Raw genomic sequence first — 17,168 nt, forward strand, 5'->3', positions numbered from 1 at the left:
CACCGCAATACGTTGTGCTTCAACGGCGTTGAAGTGTGCGAACACAGGAAAGGTAGCGAACCATGCCACTGCTGAACTTCACCGTCATCCGGGGCCGGACCTCCGAGCAGGTGCGGCAACTGCTCGACAGCGCACACCGCGCCGTCGTGGACGCCTTCGGAGTACCTGAGCGTGACCGCTACCAGATTGTCGATGTGCGCGAACCCGACGACGTGGTCGCGCTCGACACCGGGCTGGGATTCGAACGGTCCGACCGGCTGGTCATCATCGAGGTGGTCAGCCGGCGCCGCACTGCAGAACAGAAGCAACGGTTCTACGAACTGCTGGCCGAGAACCTACATCGCGACTGTGGATTGGACGCCACAGACCTCATCGTCGCAATCACCGAGAACGGCGATGCCGACTGGTCGTTCGGCGCCGGGCGCGCGCAATTCGTCACAGGTGAGCTGACCTGACGGGTCACCGTACAGCACTGCAATGAAAAGCCATCACTATGAACGGCTTTGATCATCCAGGAGGTTGCCATGATCACCACCCGGTTCACGTCGAGATTTGAGCTCTCGGTGCCCGTCGCGCTGGGCCCGATGGATAAGTTCGCCGACGGTCGCCTGGCTGCGGCGGTGACTCGGGCGGGCGGTCTCGGCGTCCTCGGCGCCGGCTATGCCGACCCGGATTGGCTCAACGCCCAGTTCGCCGTCGCTGACGGAGCCCGCATCGGCGTCGGCTTCATCGCCTGGAAATTGGCCGAGCGACCAGAACTGCTGGACCTGGTTCTCGCCCACCAACCCGCCGCCCTGATGCTCTCCTTCGGCGATCCCACCCCGTTCGCCGACCGGATACATGACGCGAGAGTGCCGCTGGTCAATCAAATCAACGACCTGGAAGAGGCCCGCCGGGCGATCGACATCGGAGCTGCGGTGTTGGTGGCCCAAGGCGGCGAAGCCGGGGGGCACGGCAAAGGCGTCCGATCCACTTTCACTTTGGTGCCCGAGGTCGCCGACCTGGTCGCCGACCGAGCCCCGGACACCCTGGTTCTTGCGGCCGGTGGCGTGGCCGACGGCCGCGGTCTGGCGGCCGCGCTCTCACTGGGCGCCGACGGCGCCCTCGTCGGGTCACGGCTGTGGGCGACGCGGGAGGCGCCGGTCAATCCAGTCGCCCGCGATCGCGCGCTTGCCGCAGGGTCCGACGAGACCGTGCGGTCGACCGTGTTCGACGTCGCGCGTGGATACCCATGGCCGGCGGGTTACGGCGGGCGCGTGTTGCGCAACGACTTCGTCGACCGCTGGCATGGCAACGAGGACATGCTGCGCGCCAATCTTCCCGAGGCTCTGCGTGATTACCGCGCAGCAGTTGATGCCGCAGACTTCGACACCGCCGACATTCACATCGGCGAAGCGATCGGCGTCATCCGCGACAATCCGACCGCCGCGGTTGTGCTTGGGCGCATGGGGCGTGAGGCCGCCGCAATCCTCGGGAGGCTGGCCGCTTCCGCTCGGTAGGAGAATGGACTCTCGTGACCGAATCCGCGGACTTGTCAGACGCCGATATCGCCGCAATGACGCCGGCACAGCGCCACGATCTGATCAAGCGGCTGCAGCGTCCGTTGGACGACGTGTTTCCGCCGGCGACGGCGCGGCGGATGCGGCGCATCCGCTTGACGCTGATGACGGGCAGCAGCCTCGTGTTGATCCCGTGGGTCATCTACCTCGGATTCACCCTTCCGGACAACTACACGGCGCACAACTGGCCGGCCACCTGGATCGGTTTCGACGGCCTGCTGGTCGCCTTCATGACCGCGACTGCCGTGTTGGGCTGGTTGCGTCGTCAACTCGTGCTGCTCGCCGCCTTCACCACGGGGGTGCTCCTGGTCTGCGATGCCTGGTTCGACATCATGACCTCGGACTTCGGTCATGATCTGCTGGTCCCGTTGATGACGGCGCTCCTGATCGAGCTCCCGCTGGCGATACTCATGATCACCGGCGCGATCCGGATTTTCCGCCTCACCGCCACCCGGCTGTGGTTCCTCGAACCCGGTGCGCCGCTCTGGCGGCTACCGCTGCTCCCGTAATCACCGAGACAACATCCCGTGACCTCAATACCGCGGTGCCGGAGCAGTTTTCGGGAATCAAGTATGCAGCCGGTAGGCGCTGTCGACCGTGAGAGCCTGCACCTCTCAGCGCCAAGCTGATTCGTCCTAGCCACCAGGCATGGCCGCGGCCGAGGATTGTTGCACCCAGTGCAGTCAATCCACCCACAAGAGGAGGCCCGCCCATGGAATACCTGGTTGATATGACGACCCAGGTGCCGGCCCGCACATCGCCGGAAACCGTCGACGATATGCGGGCCCGGGAATCCAAGCGCGCCGCCGAGCTTGCCGCAGCGGGACACCTGCTGCGGCTGTGGCGTCCGCCTTTGGCCCCCGGACAATGGCGCACCTTCGGACTGTTCGCCGCCCAAGATGCCGTCCAACTGGAGATGGTTTTGGCTTCGATGCCGCTGCGCATCTGGCGCACGGATCTGGTAACCCCGCTGACCCCGCACCCCAACGACCCTCACGGCACCAGGGGGTGTGCGCCGACGGAGTTCCTGACCTGGATGAACATCACTGTGCCGGCCGGCACGCCGTCGCTCCGGGTCGGCGAGTTGAAGGATCGCGAAGCGGTCCGCGCCCGGGAACTGGCCGGGGAGGGACATCTATTGCGGCTTTGGCGGCCGCCCACTCGCCCGGACCAGTGGCGCACGCTGGGCCTGTGGAGCGCTCGCGACGACGCCGACCTGAGCGCCACCATGAAGTCACTGCCGCTACACGGCTGGATGGACCTCGAATCGATCCCTCTCAGCGTGCACCCGAACGACCCAGCACAGGAGGACCGGGCATGAGCGTTTTCGCAGTGGACCGGTTGGCGGACTTCGTTGTCGCGGCGGATCATTCGCATATTCCAGACCATGCGTCGACACTGTTGCGCCGCAACGTCCTGGACAGTCTGGCAGGTGCGATCGCGGCGCTCGACGGGGACACGGTCCGCCAGATCCGCGACCAGGTCGAGGCCACCGGTGGACATCCTCAAGCATCACTGATCGGCGGCGGCCGGACCACCGTGGACCAGGCGGCCCTTTTCAATTCCGTCGCGGTACGGTACGTCGACCTGCTCGACACCTACCTGACGCCGGGTGGGCTCTGCCATCCCGCCGACAACTTCGGTGCATTGATCGCCGTCGCGGAGAGCGTCGACGCCGGCGGCGCCGATTTCCTGCTCGCCCTCGCGGTGGCTTACGAAGTGCAGTGCCGCTTCTCCGCATCTGTGCCGGTAATGGGCCGCGGCCTCAATCACGCTCTGCAGCTGGCTCTTTCCGTCGCCGCCGGGTCAGCCAAGCTGCTCGGCCTGACCGCCGAACAGACCGCCGACGCGCTCGCCATCGCGGTGGCCGACAACGTCTCGCTCGCCGCGATCCATTCCGAACCGGTGTCGAACTGGAAGGGCATCTCACCAGGCATCACCGCGATGCGTGCCGTCTACACCACCCAGCTGGCCCAGCGCGGTATCACCGGCCCACGCGGAATCATCGACGGCCCCAACGGTCTTGAGCGCTTGTTCGGCCAGCCCATCGAGCTGCACCTCGACAACCCCACCCTGGACGTTGTCCAACACACCTATCTGAAGAAGTTCAGTGCGCTCATCCATGGTCAAACCCCGATCGAGACCATCCTGGCGTTGAGCGCCGAACACGGCGTCGACTATCACGACGTCACTGCCGTGGATGTCGACACCTTTCAAACCGCCTACGACATCGCCGGCGGCGGCACCTTCGGCGGGAAAGACCACCCGACCACCAAGGAGCAGGCGGACTACAACCTGAAATATCTGCTTGCCGTGGCGCTCATCGACCGGCAGGTCGGTCCGGACCAACTTCGAACCGAGCGCATTCAGCAAGCCGATGTCCAAGAGCTTTTGCGCCGCATCAGTATTCGCCCCGACCAAGAGTTCACCAATCGCTATCCCGAGGCGACTCCGGCGCGGGTCTCGATCACGCTTCGCGACGGTCGACGACTGTCCCGGGAGCAGGATGACTTCGAGGGTGCACCGGGCCGGTCGTTCGACTGGGGCCGCACGGCCCGCAAGTTTGACGCCCTGGCAGCACCGCACGCCGACGGCGATTTGCGCGCTGCGATCATTGCCACCGTGGCACAGCTCGACACTCTGCCGTTGTCAGCATTGACAGAGCTGCTCGTGAAGGTCAGTCCAGAACGACAGTCATGACAACCCTGCTCAACCGGCCTTGCCCGACTGCGGGCTGTCGATCGGGTGCGCCCGCAACCACTCGAGCACCTGCTGCGCATGCGTGTTCGGCGGGAAGATCGGATAGAAGACGTGCTCGATCCGGCCGTCGCGGATAACCATGGTCAGCCGCGTGTAGAGACGCGGGTGACCGGCCGCGGCGAACGTAGGCAGCCCCAGCGCTTCCGCCAGGGCGAACTGCTCATCCGACAGCATGTGGAACGGTAGTCGCAGCCGACGCACCACCTCCGCCTGATAGTCGACATCCTGGCTGGACAGACCCCAGACCTCCTCTACGCCAGCATCTTTCAGCTCGGCGAAGTGGTCACGGAAGTCGCACGCCTCGGTCGAGCAGCCACGCGCTCCGGGAATCGCGTCCCAACCCTCGGGGAGGTCGGCGCCGGGACGACCGGTAAGCGGGTACAAATACAGAATCGTTCGTCCCGTCGGCAGGCGCCCCAGCCGGACGGGGCCACCACCGCTCGACTTCAGCGTGATATCGGGGAACCGCAATCCCACCAGATGGTCTGCCGCGCCGTCGTTTTCGGGGACGGGAAGGCCCGCGGGAAGTGTCGTGTAATCCGTCACCTGCTCATACTCCTTATCGAATTCGCGGCACGCGGCAGCATTGAGCCGCGCCGTGAGGACCTGCCGTCGCTGCGTCAACGCCGCGATGGTCTCGTCGAGAACCGCAATGCTGTCCCGGTATGCCGCAAGCGACTCGGGACACTCGTCACTGTGCTCGTGGCCGTGGCGGAGGCATTCGATGAACGGCCCGGCCTTCGACGGGGGGATGCCGACGGCGGCCAGCGCACGCACTTCGCTCACGATCTGCACATCGTCTTCGGAGTAGTCCCGGTACCCGTTGGGCAGGCGCAACGGGTCCAGCAGGCCGAGGTCCTCGTAGTACCGCACGGCCTTGGTCGACGCGCCCGTTCGCCGGGCCAGCTCGGAAATCTGCATGGTCAATGTCCTCAGCCCAGAGGGTAAACATTGCCACCAGGGGCAAGGTCAAATCGAGCAGTCATACAGTGAAGTCATGGCCCTGCACACCCCGCTCACCGAGTTGTTCGGCATCGACCATCCGATCGTGTTGGCACCGATGGGCGACGTGTCCGGCGGCCGGCTTGCGGCCGCGGTGTCCGAGGGCGGCGGCCTGGGCCTGATCGGTGGCGGCCGCGGTGACCTGACCATGCTCGCCGCCGAATGCCAATTGGCCAAGCAGGGCACCGAAAGGCCCTGGGGTGTCGGCCTGCTCACCTGGGCGGTGAATCAGGAGATCATCGACTGGGTCATCGCCCAGCAGCCGGCCGCGATCATCCTGTCTTTTGGCGATCCGGCCCCGTTCGCCAAAGCCATCCACGACGCCAACATCCCGCTGCTGTCCCAGGTCCACAGCCTCGACGAGGCCAAGCAGGCGCTCGACGCCGGGGTTCAGGCGCTGGTGGCGCAGGGCCGGGAGGCCGGGGGCCACCACGGCGGCCGGTCGACGCTGCCGTTCGTCCCCGCAGTCGTCGACGTGGCACACGGCATCCCGGTGCTGGCGGCCGGCGGCATCGGTGACGGTCGCGGCCTGGCCGCGGCCCTGACCCTCGGCGCCGCGGGCGCCATGGTCGGCACCCGATTCGAGGCCACCCACGAGTCCCTGCTCAGCGCCGCCGAATCGAAGGTCATGCTCAAGGCGAAGGCAGCAGACACCACCACCGGCCGAGCCATCGACATCGCCGCCCGGCCGCTCGAAACGCGTTGGCCGGCGCAGTATCCCGCGCGCACATTGCGCAGCGTCTTCACCGATCAGTGGCAGGACCGCGACGCCGAGCTGGACGCGGATCCCAAGGCCCAGCAGGAGTTCCGCAGCAAGGTCGCCGAGCTGGACATGGACTACGTGCCGATCTGGGCCGGCGAGGCCCTGGACCTGATCGACGAGCTCGAACTGGCCGCTCCCCTGGTCCAGAAGATCGCCTATGATGCCGAACGCGCTCTGGCCCGAGCCCACGCCTACATCCGCTGATGCCCGAAGGCGACACCGTCTGGCACACGGCGGCGATCCTCCGCGAGGCGCTGCAGGGAAAGACGCTGACGCGTTGCGATATTCGCGTTCCGAAGTTCGCGACCGTCGACCTCACCGGCCAGACGGTCGACGAGGTGATCAGCCGTGGCAAGCACCTGTTCATCCGCACCGCCGAGGCCAGCATCCACTCGCACCTCAAGATGGAGGGCAAGTGGCAGGTCAGCACCAAACCCAGACGGCCCGATCACCGAACCAGAATCATCCTGGAAACCCAGGACAGTCAAGCGGTGGGCACAGAACTCGGCACGCTGGAGGTCCTCCGAAGAGACCACGACGAGGAGCCCGTCAAACATCTCGGCCCCGATCTCCTTGGCGCGGACTGGGATCCGCGAAAGGCAGCAGCCAATCTCACTCAGGCCCCAGATAGGCCGCTGCACGAAGCCCTACTCGACCAACGCAACCTGGCCGGCGTCGGCAACGTCTACGCCAATGAGTTGTGTTTCATCGTCGGCCGCCGCCCGAGCGCCCCGGTCAGCACAGTGAAAGACCCGCTGCGGCTGGCGCAGCGGGCCCGGGACATGTTGTGGCTGAACAGAAATCGATGGAATCGAACCACAACGGGCGATACCCGGCCCGGTCGTCAACTCTGGGTGTACGGCCGGGCCGGGCAAGCGTGTCGCCGGTGCGGAACGTGGATCGAATCAGCCGACCGAGACCGGCTCGAGAACCTCGGGAACCTCGCTGACCGGATCACCTTCTGGTGCCCGCGGTGTCAGCCATGAATCCGGCAGCGCCAGGCGGCAGATCTTCTTCACGACCGAGAAGAACTGCTTGTGGATCGGCCCGCTGTTGTAGGGCAGGTCGTACTTCTCGCACAGCGCCTTGACCTCGGGCGAGATTTCGCCGTAGCGATGCGCCGGGATGTCGGGGAAGAGGTGGTGCTCGATCTGGAACGACAGGTTGCCGCTGAAGATGTGGAACCACTTGCCGCCGGTCAGGTTTGCCGAACCCAGCAACTGGCGGTAGTACCACTGGCCGCGGGTCTCGCTCTTGGTCTCCTCGACGGTGAACTCGTGGGTGCCCTCGGGAAAGTGTCCGCAGAAGATGATGGTGTACGACCACACGTTGCGCATGAGGTTGGCGGTCATGTTGCCGGCGAACACGAACGGCGCGAACGGCCCGGCCAACAGCGGGAAGGCCACGTAGTCCTTGACGGTCTGCTTGCGGACCTTCGCCCACATCTCCCGCAGCATGTCCTTCTTGTCCCGCAGGCGGATTTCACCGGTGCGGATGCGCTCGGCCTCCAGCTCGTGCAGTGCGACGCCGTACTGGAAGAACACCATCAGGAAGAAGGCGTAAACCGGGTTGCCCAGGAAGTACGGGCTCCACTTCTGGTCCTCGCTCATCCGCAGGATGCCGTAGCCGATGTCACGGTCCATGTCGACGATGTTGGTGTAGGTGTGGTGCATGTAGTTGTGCGAGTGCCGCCACTGGTTGGACGGGCAGGCCGAATCCCATTCGAAGTTCTGGCCGCGCAGCGCCGGGTCGCCCATCCAGTCGTACTGGCCGTGCATGACGTTGTGGCCGATCTCCATGTTGTCCAGGATTTTCGACAGGCCGAGCATCACGGTGCCGACGGGCCAGGCCGGCGGCAGGAACAACAGGGCGCGGCCACCGACCTCCAGCTTGCGCTGCATGGCGATGATGTTGCGGATGTAGTCGGAGTCGCGGTCACCGAGGTCGGCGACGTGGCGTTCGCGGATGGCGTCGAGCGCGCGGCCGAACTCGTCGAACTGCTCGGGGGTCAGGGTGGCGGGACGTTGAGCCATGGTTCGTCTCCTTTGGATGTGGGCTGGTTTAGAGGTCGATCTGGACGTCGCCGCAGGGCGCGGTCACGCAGATTTGGATGTTTTCGTCGGGGGCGGTCGAGACCGCGCCGGTGATCAGGTTCTTCACGGGGCCGCTGATCTTCTTGCGGGTGCAGGTGTGGCAGATGCCCATGCGGCAGCCGTTGGTCGGGCTGAGCCCGGCAGCCTCGGCCTGCTCGAGGATGGAGCGGCCGTCATCGACGACGTCGACCTTGCTATCGGTGAAGACGACGCTGCCGCCCGAGGCATCGGTCGGGACGGCGATGACCGGGGGCACGAAGCTCTCGGACTGGGCGCCCGGCAGCAGGTCCTTGACCGCGTCGACCAATGCCGGCGGGCCGCAGACGAACACCGCGTCCGGGTTGGGCATCGCGGCGGCCAGGTGATCCGGGCCGAAGTGGCCACTCAGGTCGCCACGGTTGGAGCGGGTGTAGCTGTGCAGCACCTTGACGCCTGGGGTGGCGGCCAGCTCGGTGGCGTAGGCGGCCTCTTCGGGGTTGCGGGCGTAGTGGAGGAACGCGACCTCGCCGTCGAAGTTCTCCTCGCGCAGGGTGCGCAGCATGGACAGCACCGGCGTGATGCCGCTGCCGCCGGAGACCAGCAGGATGCGGCGGGGACGCGAGTCGGGCGGGCCACCCGGAAGAGTGAAGTCACCGCCGACGGAGTCGAGGTGGACAACCATGCCGGGCTCGGCGTGCTCGAACAGGTAGGTGGAGACCAGGCCACCGTCGTGCAGGCCGACGGTCAGCTCGATGACCGGGCTGCCCTCGGAGTTGGCCGGCGAGTAGCACCGGGTGCGACGACGGCCGTCGATCTCGACGGTCAGGTTGATGTGCTGGCCGGCTCTGAAACCGCGCCAGGCGTCATTCGGCTGCAGGGTCAGGGTGACGCTGCGCGGCGTCTGCCGGCGGACCGCGACCACCTTGGCGCGGGCATCGTTGACAGTCCAGGTGCGATCGAAAACCTCGGTGTACCGGTCCACGCCGTGCGGGCCGGTGAGGATGCCAACCAGGGCGGAGCGCCGAACTCGGCGGCTCAAAGTTTCGGTGAACATATGTACACAGTGACTGACTTCGAGCGGTCGCGTCAAGAGTTAAATCGCAGGTTGTTGCTGGGATCACATAGTGAACATCCGTACTCATAACTCATACACATCTGTATCGATCTGCGGTTGCGACGCGCTGTGTAAACTCTGTTCGGTGAACAGTCGTACCCCTGGTTCACGCGACCGGAGGTCCAGCCGCTCATCCAGCTCCCGCGTCCAGGACAACCTCTCGCGCGAAGAGCGCAAGGAAGCCACCCGCCGCGCGATCATCGCGGCCGCCCTCAAGCTGCTCGACGAGGACAGTTTCAGCGCGCTCAGCCTGCGTGAGGTCACCCGCGAGGCCGGCATCGTGCCTGCCGCCTTCTATCGGCACTTCGAAACCATGGACGCCCTCGGGCTCGTACTGATCGATGAGTCGTTCCGCGCCCTGCGCGAGATGCTCCGCGGTGGCCGCGCCGGCCAACTCGACCCCAAACGCATCATCGAGTCCTCCGTCGACATCCTGTTCAACAGCGTCGCCGAACGCCCCGAGCACTGGCGCTTCATCAGCCGCGAACGCAACAGCGGCGTCACCGCGCTGCGCTACGCGATCCGCACGGAAATCCGGCTGATCACCTCGGAGCTCGCGATCGACCTGGGCCGGCTACCCGGGCTCACCACCTGGAGCGCCGAGGACCTGAACATCGTGGCCGGCCTGTTCGTCAACACGATGATGACCACCGCCGAATCGATCGACGATGCCAACGACGCCAAGGCCCTGGACGACGTCAAGCGGACCGCGCGCAAGCAGCTCCGCATGATCGCGGTCGGCGTGGCAGGGTGGCACAGCAGCTAACGTCGGCCTGGATTACCCCACGAGCGCCGGGCTCGCGGGAACGCGCTTCTTCAGCCGCGCCACCCGGTGCAATTGACCGAAGATGTTCAGCGAGGTCAGCATCGGGATGCCCCCGATGAAGGTGCGAAACGAGGGGTGGCCGCCATGCACCTGGAGCTCGTAGAGGCAGCCGACGACGTAGAAGAAGCCCATGGTGAAGAGGACGGCGGGTATCGCGTAGGCGAGCGGTGAGCCGGCGTCGGACACCAGCTCGTTCGCGTAGTCGATCTCGTCCTGCGACATCGGTTCGCCTTTACGCACTTTGGCCAGAACGGCTTTGTGGGCACCCACCTGTTCACCCAATGCGGCGGGTGGGCGCCGCTCCAACCGGCGGACGTACACGAAGACGCACGTGAGAAAGGTCAGTGCCATCAGCCCGGCGAGGATTGTCAGGCCGCCCCATAGCTCGATGCCCGTCATGCGTCTCCTCCACGGCTACGCGAGCCTGCACCCGATCCACTGACCGCGGGATCGCCGTCCTCCCACAGCAGCAGCTGACGCACCGACTGCCGTGAGCCGTAGGGCTGCAGCATCTGGCTGGCCGGGCGCGGCCGCACCCTGAGCGGCCACCAGAACCACCGCCCGAGCAGCACGGCGATGGCCGGCGTCATGAACGACCGCACGATCAACGTGTCGAACAGCAGACCGAGGGCGATGGTCGTCCCGATCTGACCGAGCACCCGCAGGTCGGCGAACACGAAGGACGCCATGGTCGCGGCGAACACCAGCCCGGCCGAGGTCACCACCGCGCCGGACCCGGCCATCGCGCGAATGATGCCGGTGTTGATGCCGGCGTGGATCTCTTCTTTGAACCGCGAGATGAGCAGGAGGTTGTAGTCCGACCCCACCGCCAGGAGCAGGATCACGGCCAGCGCCAACACGATCCAGTACAGGTCGATGCCGAGGATGTCCTGCCAGATCAGGACGGACAGGCCGAACGAGGCGCCCAGAGACAGCGCCACGGTGCCGACGATGACCAAGGCCGCGACAATGCTTCGGGTGATGAACATCATCACCAGCAGAATCAGGCTCAGCGCGGCGATACCGGCAATCATGAGGTCGTACTTGGCGCCCTCCTGAATGTCCTTGTAGGTGGCCGCGGTACCGGCGAGATAGATCTTCGATCCGCCCAGCGGAGTGCCCTTGACGGCCTGCTGCGCCGCGTGCCTGATCGCGGCGATGTGCGAAATACCCTCCGGTGTAGCGGGATCGCCGTCGTGCGTGATGATCATCCGCGCGGCCTTGCCATCCGGTGACATGAACAGCTTCATGCCGCGCTGGAACTCGGGGTTGGTGAACGCCTCCGGCGGCAGATAGAACGAATCGTCGGTTTTCGACGCGTCGTACGCCTGCCCCAGCGCCGTCGAGTTCTGCAGCGACGCGGCGGCCTGATCGTTGAGACCCGAGTTGGTGGCGTAATTCGTCATCGTCAGCTCGCGGTTCGTCTGCTGACTGGCGATCTGCGGCGGGATCAGCGCGAGCAGTTTCGGCTGCAGCGCATCGAGTTTCGCGATGCTCCCGGCGACATCACCCAGCTGATCGGTCAGGTCATCGATGCCGTCGAGCGCGTCGAAAACCGACCGCAGGGCCGCGCAGATCGGGATGTCGTAGCAATGCGGCTCCCAATAGAAGTAGTTACGCAACGGCCGGAAGAAGTCGTCGAAGTTCGCGATCTTGTCACGCAGATCCTTGGCGGTGGCGACTGTCTGCTGAAATGCCTGGGCCTGCTCGTGGGTGATACCGCTGGACTGCTGTTGTAACGAATACTGTTGGCGCAGAATGTCGATCGACTTGTTGATCACGTCGACCTGCTTGAGCAGGTCAGCACTGCGCGCCTGCTGGAAGGGTAGGTTGTTGATCTGCCCCGAGTTTCCGGCGCTGATCAGGAACGGGATCGACGAATGGTCCAGGGGCGTGCCCAGCGGCCGGGTGATCGACTGCACCTGCGCGATGCCGTCGGTGTGGAAGACCGCCTTCGCGACACGCTCCAGCAGGATCATGTCGGTGGAATTTCGCAGATCGTGATCGGCTTGGATCATCAGCAGTTCGGGATTGAGCCGGGCCTGCGAGAAATGCCGTTCGGCGGCGGCGTAACCGATGTTCGCCGGAGCGCCCGCCGGCATGTAGGGACGGGTGTCGTAACTCGTCTTGTACCCGGGTAGGGCGATCAGGCCGATGAGGGCCACCCCGACGGTGACGACCAGGATGGGGCCGGGCCAGCGCACGATGGCCGTGCCGATGCGCCGCCAGCCTTGGGTCTGCAGTTGGCGCACGGGTTCGAAGAGGCCGAAGTGCCTGCCGATACACAGCAGCGCGGGCGCGAGCGTCAACGCGGCGACCACCGCGACGAGAACGCCGGTACCGGCAGGGACGCCGAGGCTCTGGAAGTACGGCAGCCGGGTGAACGTCAGACAGAACACCGCACCGGCGATGGTCAGGCCCGATCCCAGGATGATGTGCGATGTCCCGTGATACATGGTGTTGTACGCGGCGACGCGGTCCTGCCCGGCGTAGCGGGCTTCGTGGAACCGGCCGAGGATGAAGATCGCATAGTCGGTACCAGCGGCAATGACCAAGAGCGTCAACAGGTTTGTCGAGTACGTCGAGAGCTCGATGATGCCGGCGTTGGCGAGCGAGGCGACGACGCCGCGCGAGGCCGTCAGTTCCATCATCACCGTGAAGATCACCATGATCACCGTGGTGAAACGGCGGTAGAGCGAGAACAGCATCACCATGATCACGCCGATGGTGATCAGCGTGGTCTTGAGAGTGCCGTGGCGACCGACCTCGAACTGGTCGGTGATCAGGGGGGCGGCGCCGGTGAGGTACACCTTGAGAGCCGGTGGCGGCGGCGTGTTCTCGATGATCCTGCGGACAGAGTCGACGGACTCATTCGCCAGCGACTCCCCCTGGTTGCCGGCCAGATAGACCTGCACCAGCGCTGCCTTGCCATCCGCGCTCTGCGATCCGGCTGCCGTCAGCGGGTCGCCCCAGAAATTCTGCACGTGCTGGACGTGTTTGGTATCGGCGGTGAGTTTGTCGATCAGGCCGTCGTAGTAGTGGTGTGCGGCAGCCCCCAGCGGCTGGTCGCCCTCCAGGACGATCATCGCCGAACTGTCGGAATCGAACTCGTGGAATACCTTGCCGATCTGCTTCGCCGCCTGCAGCGACGGCGCGTCGGTCGGGCTCAGCGACACGTTATGCGATTCGGCCACCGTCTCCAACTGCGGCACAAACACATTCGTGACCACGGCCAGAGCGAGCCAGAAGAAGGCGATGGGCACCGAGTATCGGCGGATGAAGTCCGGAACGCGGTTGGTGCTCATCCGGATTTGTCCAGACAGTAGGTGAAGGCGTGCACGGTGTTCACCGTTCTCTCGTCCTTGACGGCGTCATCAATCGTGATGCGGCAACCGATCGAGTCGCTGTCGCCCTGGGCCTGAAGGTTGACGAATACCGCGGGCTGAGTGGTGGTCGTGTCGTAGGCCCACGGCAACCTGACGGCGTCGGCGCGCTGCGGTTGCGCGTTCACATCCAGATACGTGATGGTGGCGACAGTGCCCGGCGGCCCGAAGACCTCCATCACCACATGTTTGGGGTTGAACGGCACGATGTCGTTCACCGCCCCGCTGGGGGTCGACGTGACGTCGTGCGAGGCGAAGACGCCGTGCAGTCGGTACACGACGAAACCGGCGACCACGATCACCACCACCGCCACCACATACATCCAGCGACGGCTCAGCTGGCGTCTGATCGAAAACCGCTGCACCCGTGACCCTTTCGTGCCGGCATGCGTGGACTGCGCGGAACGTCTTCCTAGCGTGGCTAATCAAGAAGGTTGACGGTATGACATTAAACCCGCCAGGGCTATAATTCAACACGTAAAGAATTCTGCGAACCAGGGAGTCAAATGGCGCAGCGACCCACCCGCGGTGGACGACGCCCGGGACCCAACGGCACCCGCGAGGCGATCGAAGAGACCGCACGGAAGCTGTTCGCGGAGTTGGGGTATGAGCGAACATCCCTGCGTCAGATCGCGTTGCAGGCCGGCGTCGACCCCGCGTTGGTCAGCCACTTCTACGGCAAGAAGCGGGATCTGTTCCTGGCAGTGGTGGAACTTCCGGTCGAGCCCGCCTCGGTCATCGGCCGGGTACTCGACGGCGACAAAGACTCTGCCGGCCTGCGCCTGGCGACGCTCATCCTCGAGGTGCTCGACGACGAGGTTCGGCGGCGACCCATGATCGGCATGGTGCGCGCGGCCACCGCCGAACCCGAGGCGGCGAAGCTGGTACGGGACTTCCTGGCCCGCACGATCATCGCACCCATCGCCGAAGGACTGGGCTCCGCTGATGCCGACTACCGCGCCGCCCTCGTCATGTCACAGGTCAATGGTTTCGCGTTGGCGCGGTACGTCATCGGACTCGAGCCGCTGGCCAATCGCTCGAACCAACAACTCGCCGCCGACCTCGGCGTCACGCTGCAGCGCTATCTGCTCGGCGATCTCGCACCTAGCGCGCAATAGACCGCGGTCAGACGTGGCTGTGCGCCGCGGTCCAGGCCGGCAGCGGATCCGCATAACGCAGCCAGGCGCTGGTGCCGGCAGCCATTTCGTCGTCCGTGAGGAGCGCCGAGTCGAGAAGCGCTCGCACCGTGTCGGTTTCGAGCCTGATGCCGATGAAGACAATCTCCTGACCGGGTTCGATGTCGGTGCTCGTCCAGTACTGAGCGGGGTCGATGGTGAGGTTGGGCCCAGCTTGCGACCAGATGGCGGCGATGTTCGGCCGGGTGGCGATCCAGCAGAAGCCTTTACTGCGCAGCAGGCCGCGGACCTGGTCGAGGACATCGGCGAGGCGCTGGGGATGGAACGGGCGATCAGCGCGGAACGTCATGCTGCTGATCCCGTATTCCTCTGTTTCTGGAGCGTGCCCGTTCGCGATCTCCTCATCCCATCCGGGCGCCGCCGCGGCGAGTTCGGGGTCGAACGACCCGGTATCCAAAACGGTTGCCAGCGGCACGATCCCGCGCTCGGTCCGCTCGATTCGGGCTCTGGGGTTGAGGCTCCGCGCGACAGCCTCCACGGTCGCAGCCGTTTTGGCGCTGACCAGATCGGTCTTGTTGATCAGGATCACGTCGGCGAACTCGACCTGGTCGACCAACAGATCGGCGATGTTGCGGCCGTCGCCGTCGGCCACCGCCAGGTTCCGTTCGGTGAGCGCCTCCCCGCGCGCCAACTCCGGCAGGAAGGTGCACGCATCGATGACGGTGACCATCGTGTCCAGGCGGGCGAGTTCGGAGAGAATGAAGCCGTCCTCGAATTCCCAGCTGAAGGTGGCCGCCACCGGCATGGGCTCGGAGATGCCCGTCGACTCGATCACGATCTGATCGAATCGCTTCTGGCGAGCCAGCTCGGCCACGGCGGTGACGAGGTCTTCACGCAGGGTGCAGCAGATGCATCCGTTGGTGAGTTCGACCAGCTTTTCTTCGGTCCGGTCGAGGTGCCCTTGGCCGGCGATGAGCGCCGCGTCAATGTTCACCTCGCTCATATCGTTGACGATCACCGCAACCCGACGACCGTCCCGGTTGGCCAGGATGTGATTGAGCAGCGTGGTCTTGCCGGCTCCCAGGAAACCTGAAAGCACGGTCACCGGGATGAGGTCAGCGGAGGTCGGAGGCATGACATTAATGGTAATCATTTTCATTAAGCGGCGCGAGTCATGCTCTGGAATAATCCGGACTATGGTCCGGTTGGCTGATGGAGAGTCCGGACGAACCGGCGCTCAGACCAACCGACGAAGGACAGACACATGACCACCGCAACCACTCCTCTCAGCGCCGGCACCTGGGCGATCGACACCGCGCACTCGACCGTCGAATTCTCGGTACGCCATCTGATGGTCAGCAAGGTCCGCGGAAAGTTCGAGAACTTCAGTGGCGCCATCACCGTTGCCGAGGACGGCACCCCGTCGGTCACCGCCGAAATCGACGTGACCTCCCTCAACACCGGCAACGAGCAGCGCGACGGCCACGTGAAGTCGGCCGACTTCTTCGACGCCGAAAATCACCCGGTCGCGACCTTCGCCTCGACCGCAGTGCGACCGAACGGTGCGTCCTATCTCCTCGACGGCAACCTGACCATCAAGGGCAACACCCGCCCGGTCACCCTGAGCCTGGAATTCAACGGCGTGAGCCCCGGCCAGGGCTACGGCGAGGTCTCCGGCTATGAGGCCTCGATTGTGCTGAACCGCAAGGACTTCGGCGTCGACCTCGACCTGCCGATGGAGACCGGTGGCGCCGTCGTCGGCGACAAAGTGACCATCACGCTCGACATCGAAGCCGTCAAACAAGCCTGATTCACGGACGACGCCGGCCGGGGATGCGGTGTTCACTCCGGCCAGGCGTTGTCCTGAATGAGGTCAACGAAATTGGTTCGTTTGAACGATGGGTCGAAGTGCGCCAGCACATCATCGTTCATGGTGCCGAACGTGGTTTCCGGACGATGGACCATGCCGGCGTTGAATGCCTGCAGGATGCGGTTTTTGAAGTCGGGGCGCGGGTGTGCGGCCACCACTTCAGCACGCTGTTCGTCGGTGATCTCATCGAGATCCAGCCCCAGGACATCGGTTTCGACACCCAGACTCACCACGGCCACCTCGGGTGCCAGGTGATGCGGCACTTCCGGAGTGGTGTGCAGCGCGATCGCCAGCCACACGTTGGTGGCTTCCCGCTCGGTGCGGCCGAAGTCCAGCAACAGATTCCGCGCCGCGGCTGCCCCGTCGATCTCGAACCGTTGGTCCTTGGCGCCGTAGGCCGGCGTCAGGCCGAGATCGTGGCACATGCCGCCGACGTACGCGAGTTCGGGATCGACATCCAGGCCCCGCGCGGCCGCCTTCAACGATCCCCACAGGAACACCCGGCGGGAGTGGTTGAACAAGGTGTCGTCGGTCGCCTTCCGAACGATCGAGGTGGTCTCCCGGACCAGCTCGGTATCCGGAATCGTCACTCCTGCAATTACTTCGGCCATGGTCGGCAACTTTCCGTCGGACTTGATTGGATACATTCCATTTTGTCCACGGACGGGCCGCACCCACAGGGC

General features: G+C 65.1%; 18 protein-coding genes. 10 read left to right on the forward strand and 8 right to left on the reverse strand.

What is annotated here, in order from left to right; genetic code table 11:
- Nucleotides 1-62 precede the first annotated feature (62 nt).
- The 5 genes from G6N59_RS08905 to G6N59_RS08925 all read left to right on the forward strand — a co-directional run bounded on the left by G6N59_RS08905 (nucleotide 63) and on the right by G6N59_RS08925 (nucleotide 4,259).
- The gene (locus G6N59_RS08905; protein WP_138231826.1) at nucleotides 63-455 is read left to right on the forward strand and encodes a tautomerase family protein; all 393 of its coding nucleotides are present in this window, start codon (nucleotides 63-65) and stop codon (nucleotides 453-455) included.
- Nucleotides 456-524: 69 nt separating this feature from the next.
- Nucleotides 525-1,499 carry an NAD(P)H-dependent flavin oxidoreductase gene (locus G6N59_RS08910; RefSeq protein WP_138231827.1) on the forward strand — a complete coding sequence of 325 codons (975 nt, stop codon included), beginning with the start codon at nucleotides 525-527 and terminating at the stop codon, nucleotides 1,497-1,499.
- Between the two features lie 14 nt (nucleotides 1,500-1,513).
- Nucleotides 1,514-2,068 (forward strand): hypothetical protein, encoded by a 555-nt coding sequence (locus G6N59_RS08915; protein WP_138231828.1) that lies wholly within the window; start codon nucleotides 1,514-1,516, stop codon nucleotides 2,066-2,068.
- A gap of 203 nt (nucleotides 2,069-2,271) precedes the next feature.
- Entirely contained in the window at nucleotides 2,272-2,880 is a 609-nt protein-coding gene (locus G6N59_RS08920) for a muconolactone Delta-isomerase family protein (protein WP_138231829.1), read from the forward strand.
- The gene (locus G6N59_RS08925) at nucleotides 2,877-4,259 is read left to right on the forward strand and encodes an MmgE/PrpD family protein (protein WP_138231830.1); all 1,383 of its coding nucleotides are present in this window, start codon (nucleotides 2,877-2,879) and stop codon (nucleotides 4,257-4,259) included. The genes G6N59_RS08920 and G6N59_RS08925 overlap by 4 nt, the downstream gene beginning before the upstream one ends.
- A gap of 9 nt (nucleotides 4,260-4,268) precedes the next feature.
- Here G6N59_RS08925 and G6N59_RS08930 read toward each other — a convergent pair whose 3' ends face one another.
- Complete coding sequence (locus G6N59_RS08930; protein ID WP_138231831.1) at nucleotides 4,269-5,240, reverse strand: redoxin family protein; 972 nt, start codon at nucleotides 5,238-5,240, stop codon at nucleotides 4,269-4,271.
- A 76-nt stretch (nucleotides 5,241-5,316) separates the two neighbouring features.
- Here G6N59_RS08930 and G6N59_RS08935 point away from each other — a divergent pair, with 76 nt between their 5' ends.
- Together G6N59_RS08935 and nei2 are read left to right on the forward strand one after the other, a co-directional pair.
- On the forward strand, nucleotides 5,317-6,288 hold the full coding sequence (locus G6N59_RS08935; protein WP_138231832.1) for an NAD(P)H-dependent flavin oxidoreductase: 972 nt from the start codon (nucleotides 5,317-5,319) through the stop codon (nucleotides 6,286-6,288).
- Nucleotides 6,288-7,070: an endonuclease VIII Nei2 gene (gene nei2, locus G6N59_RS08940; RefSeq protein WP_138231833.1), complete on the forward strand. Its 783-nt coding sequence runs from the start codon at nucleotides 6,288-6,290 to the stop codon at nucleotides 7,068-7,070. The genes G6N59_RS08935 and nei2 overlap by 1 nt, the downstream gene beginning before the upstream one ends.
- Here nei2 and G6N59_RS08945 read toward each other — a convergent pair.
- Nucleotides 6,990-8,117 carry a fatty acid desaturase family protein gene (locus G6N59_RS08945; protein ID WP_138231834.1) on the reverse strand — a complete coding sequence of 376 codons (1,128 nt, stop codon included), beginning with the start codon at nucleotides 8,115-8,117 and terminating at the stop codon, nucleotides 6,990-6,992. The two genes, nei2 and G6N59_RS08945, sit on opposite strands and share 81 nt — an antisense overlap.
- 28 nt (nucleotides 8,118-8,145) lie before the next feature.
- A complete protein-coding gene (locus G6N59_RS08950; RefSeq protein WP_138231835.1) occupies nucleotides 8,146-9,210 on the reverse strand; it encodes a ferredoxin reductase in 1,065 nt (354 codons plus the stop codon).
- A 145-nt stretch (nucleotides 9,211-9,355) separates the two neighbouring features.
- Between G6N59_RS08950 and G6N59_RS08955 the strand changes: the two genes are divergently transcribed.
- A complete protein-coding gene (locus G6N59_RS08955; RefSeq protein ID WP_138231836.1) occupies nucleotides 9,356-10,036 on the forward strand; it encodes a TetR family transcriptional regulator in 681 nt (226 codons plus the stop codon).
- A 12-nt stretch (nucleotides 10,037-10,048) separates the two neighbouring features.
- Here the strand turns inward: G6N59_RS08955 and G6N59_RS08960 are convergent, their stop codons facing one another.
- Genes G6N59_RS08960 through G6N59_RS08970 form a run of 3 tightly spaced genes read right to left on the reverse strand, consistent with a single transcriptional unit; the run spans nucleotide 10,049 to nucleotide 13,844 of the window.
- Nucleotides 10,049-10,495 (reverse strand): hypothetical protein, encoded by a 447-nt coding sequence (locus tag G6N59_RS08960; protein WP_138231837.1) that lies wholly within the window; start codon nucleotides 10,493-10,495, stop codon nucleotides 10,049-10,051.
- Nucleotides 10,492-13,401 (reverse strand): MMPL/RND family transporter, encoded by a 2,910-nt coding sequence (locus G6N59_RS08965; protein ID WP_138231838.1) that lies wholly within the window; start codon nucleotides 13,399-13,401, stop codon nucleotides 10,492-10,494. Before G6N59_RS08965 ends, G6N59_RS08960 begins: the two co-directional genes overlap by 4 nt.
- Nucleotides 13,398-13,844, reverse strand: coding sequence for an MmpS family transport accessory protein (locus tag G6N59_RS08970; RefSeq protein ID WP_191248111.1), 447 nt, complete (start codon nucleotides 13,842-13,844; stop codon nucleotides 13,398-13,400). The genes G6N59_RS08965 and G6N59_RS08970 overlap by 4 nt, the downstream gene beginning before the upstream one ends.
- Before the next feature lie 141 nt (nucleotides 13,845-13,985).
- Here G6N59_RS08970 and G6N59_RS08975 point away from each other — a divergent pair, with 141 nt between their 5' ends.
- A complete protein-coding gene (locus G6N59_RS08975; RefSeq protein WP_138231839.1) occupies nucleotides 13,986-14,597 on the forward strand; it encodes a TetR/AcrR family transcriptional regulator in 612 nt (203 codons plus the stop codon).
- 7 nt (nucleotides 14,598-14,604) lie between these two features.
- On the opposite strand, the gene G6N59_RS08980 is transcribed toward G6N59_RS08975, so the two are convergent.
- The gene (locus G6N59_RS08980; RefSeq protein ID WP_138231840.1) at nucleotides 14,605-15,750 is read right to left on the reverse strand and encodes a GTP-binding protein; all 1,146 of its coding nucleotides are present in this window, start codon (nucleotides 15,748-15,750) and stop codon (nucleotides 14,605-14,607) included.
- A 129-nt stretch (nucleotides 15,751-15,879) separates the two neighbouring features.
- On the opposite strand from G6N59_RS08980, the gene G6N59_RS08985 reads away from it, so the two are divergent.
- Nucleotides 15,880-16,425, forward strand: a complete 546-nt coding sequence (locus tag G6N59_RS08985) for a YceI family protein (protein WP_138231841.1) — start codon at nucleotides 15,880-15,882, stop codon at nucleotides 16,423-16,425.
- 32 nt (nucleotides 16,426-16,457) lie between these two features.
- Here G6N59_RS08985 and G6N59_RS08990 read toward each other — a convergent pair whose 3' ends face one another.
- A complete protein-coding gene (locus G6N59_RS08990) occupies nucleotides 16,458-17,096 on the reverse strand; it encodes an HD domain-containing protein (RefSeq protein WP_138231842.1) in 639 nt (212 codons plus the stop codon).
- Between the last annotated feature and the right edge of the window lie 72 nt (nucleotides 17,097-17,168).

Source organism: Mycolicibacterium aubagnense, assembly GCF_010730955.1.
GTDB classification, from domain to species: Bacteria; Actinomycetota; Actinomycetes; order Mycobacteriales; family Mycobacteriaceae; genus Mycobacterium; species Mycobacterium aubagnense.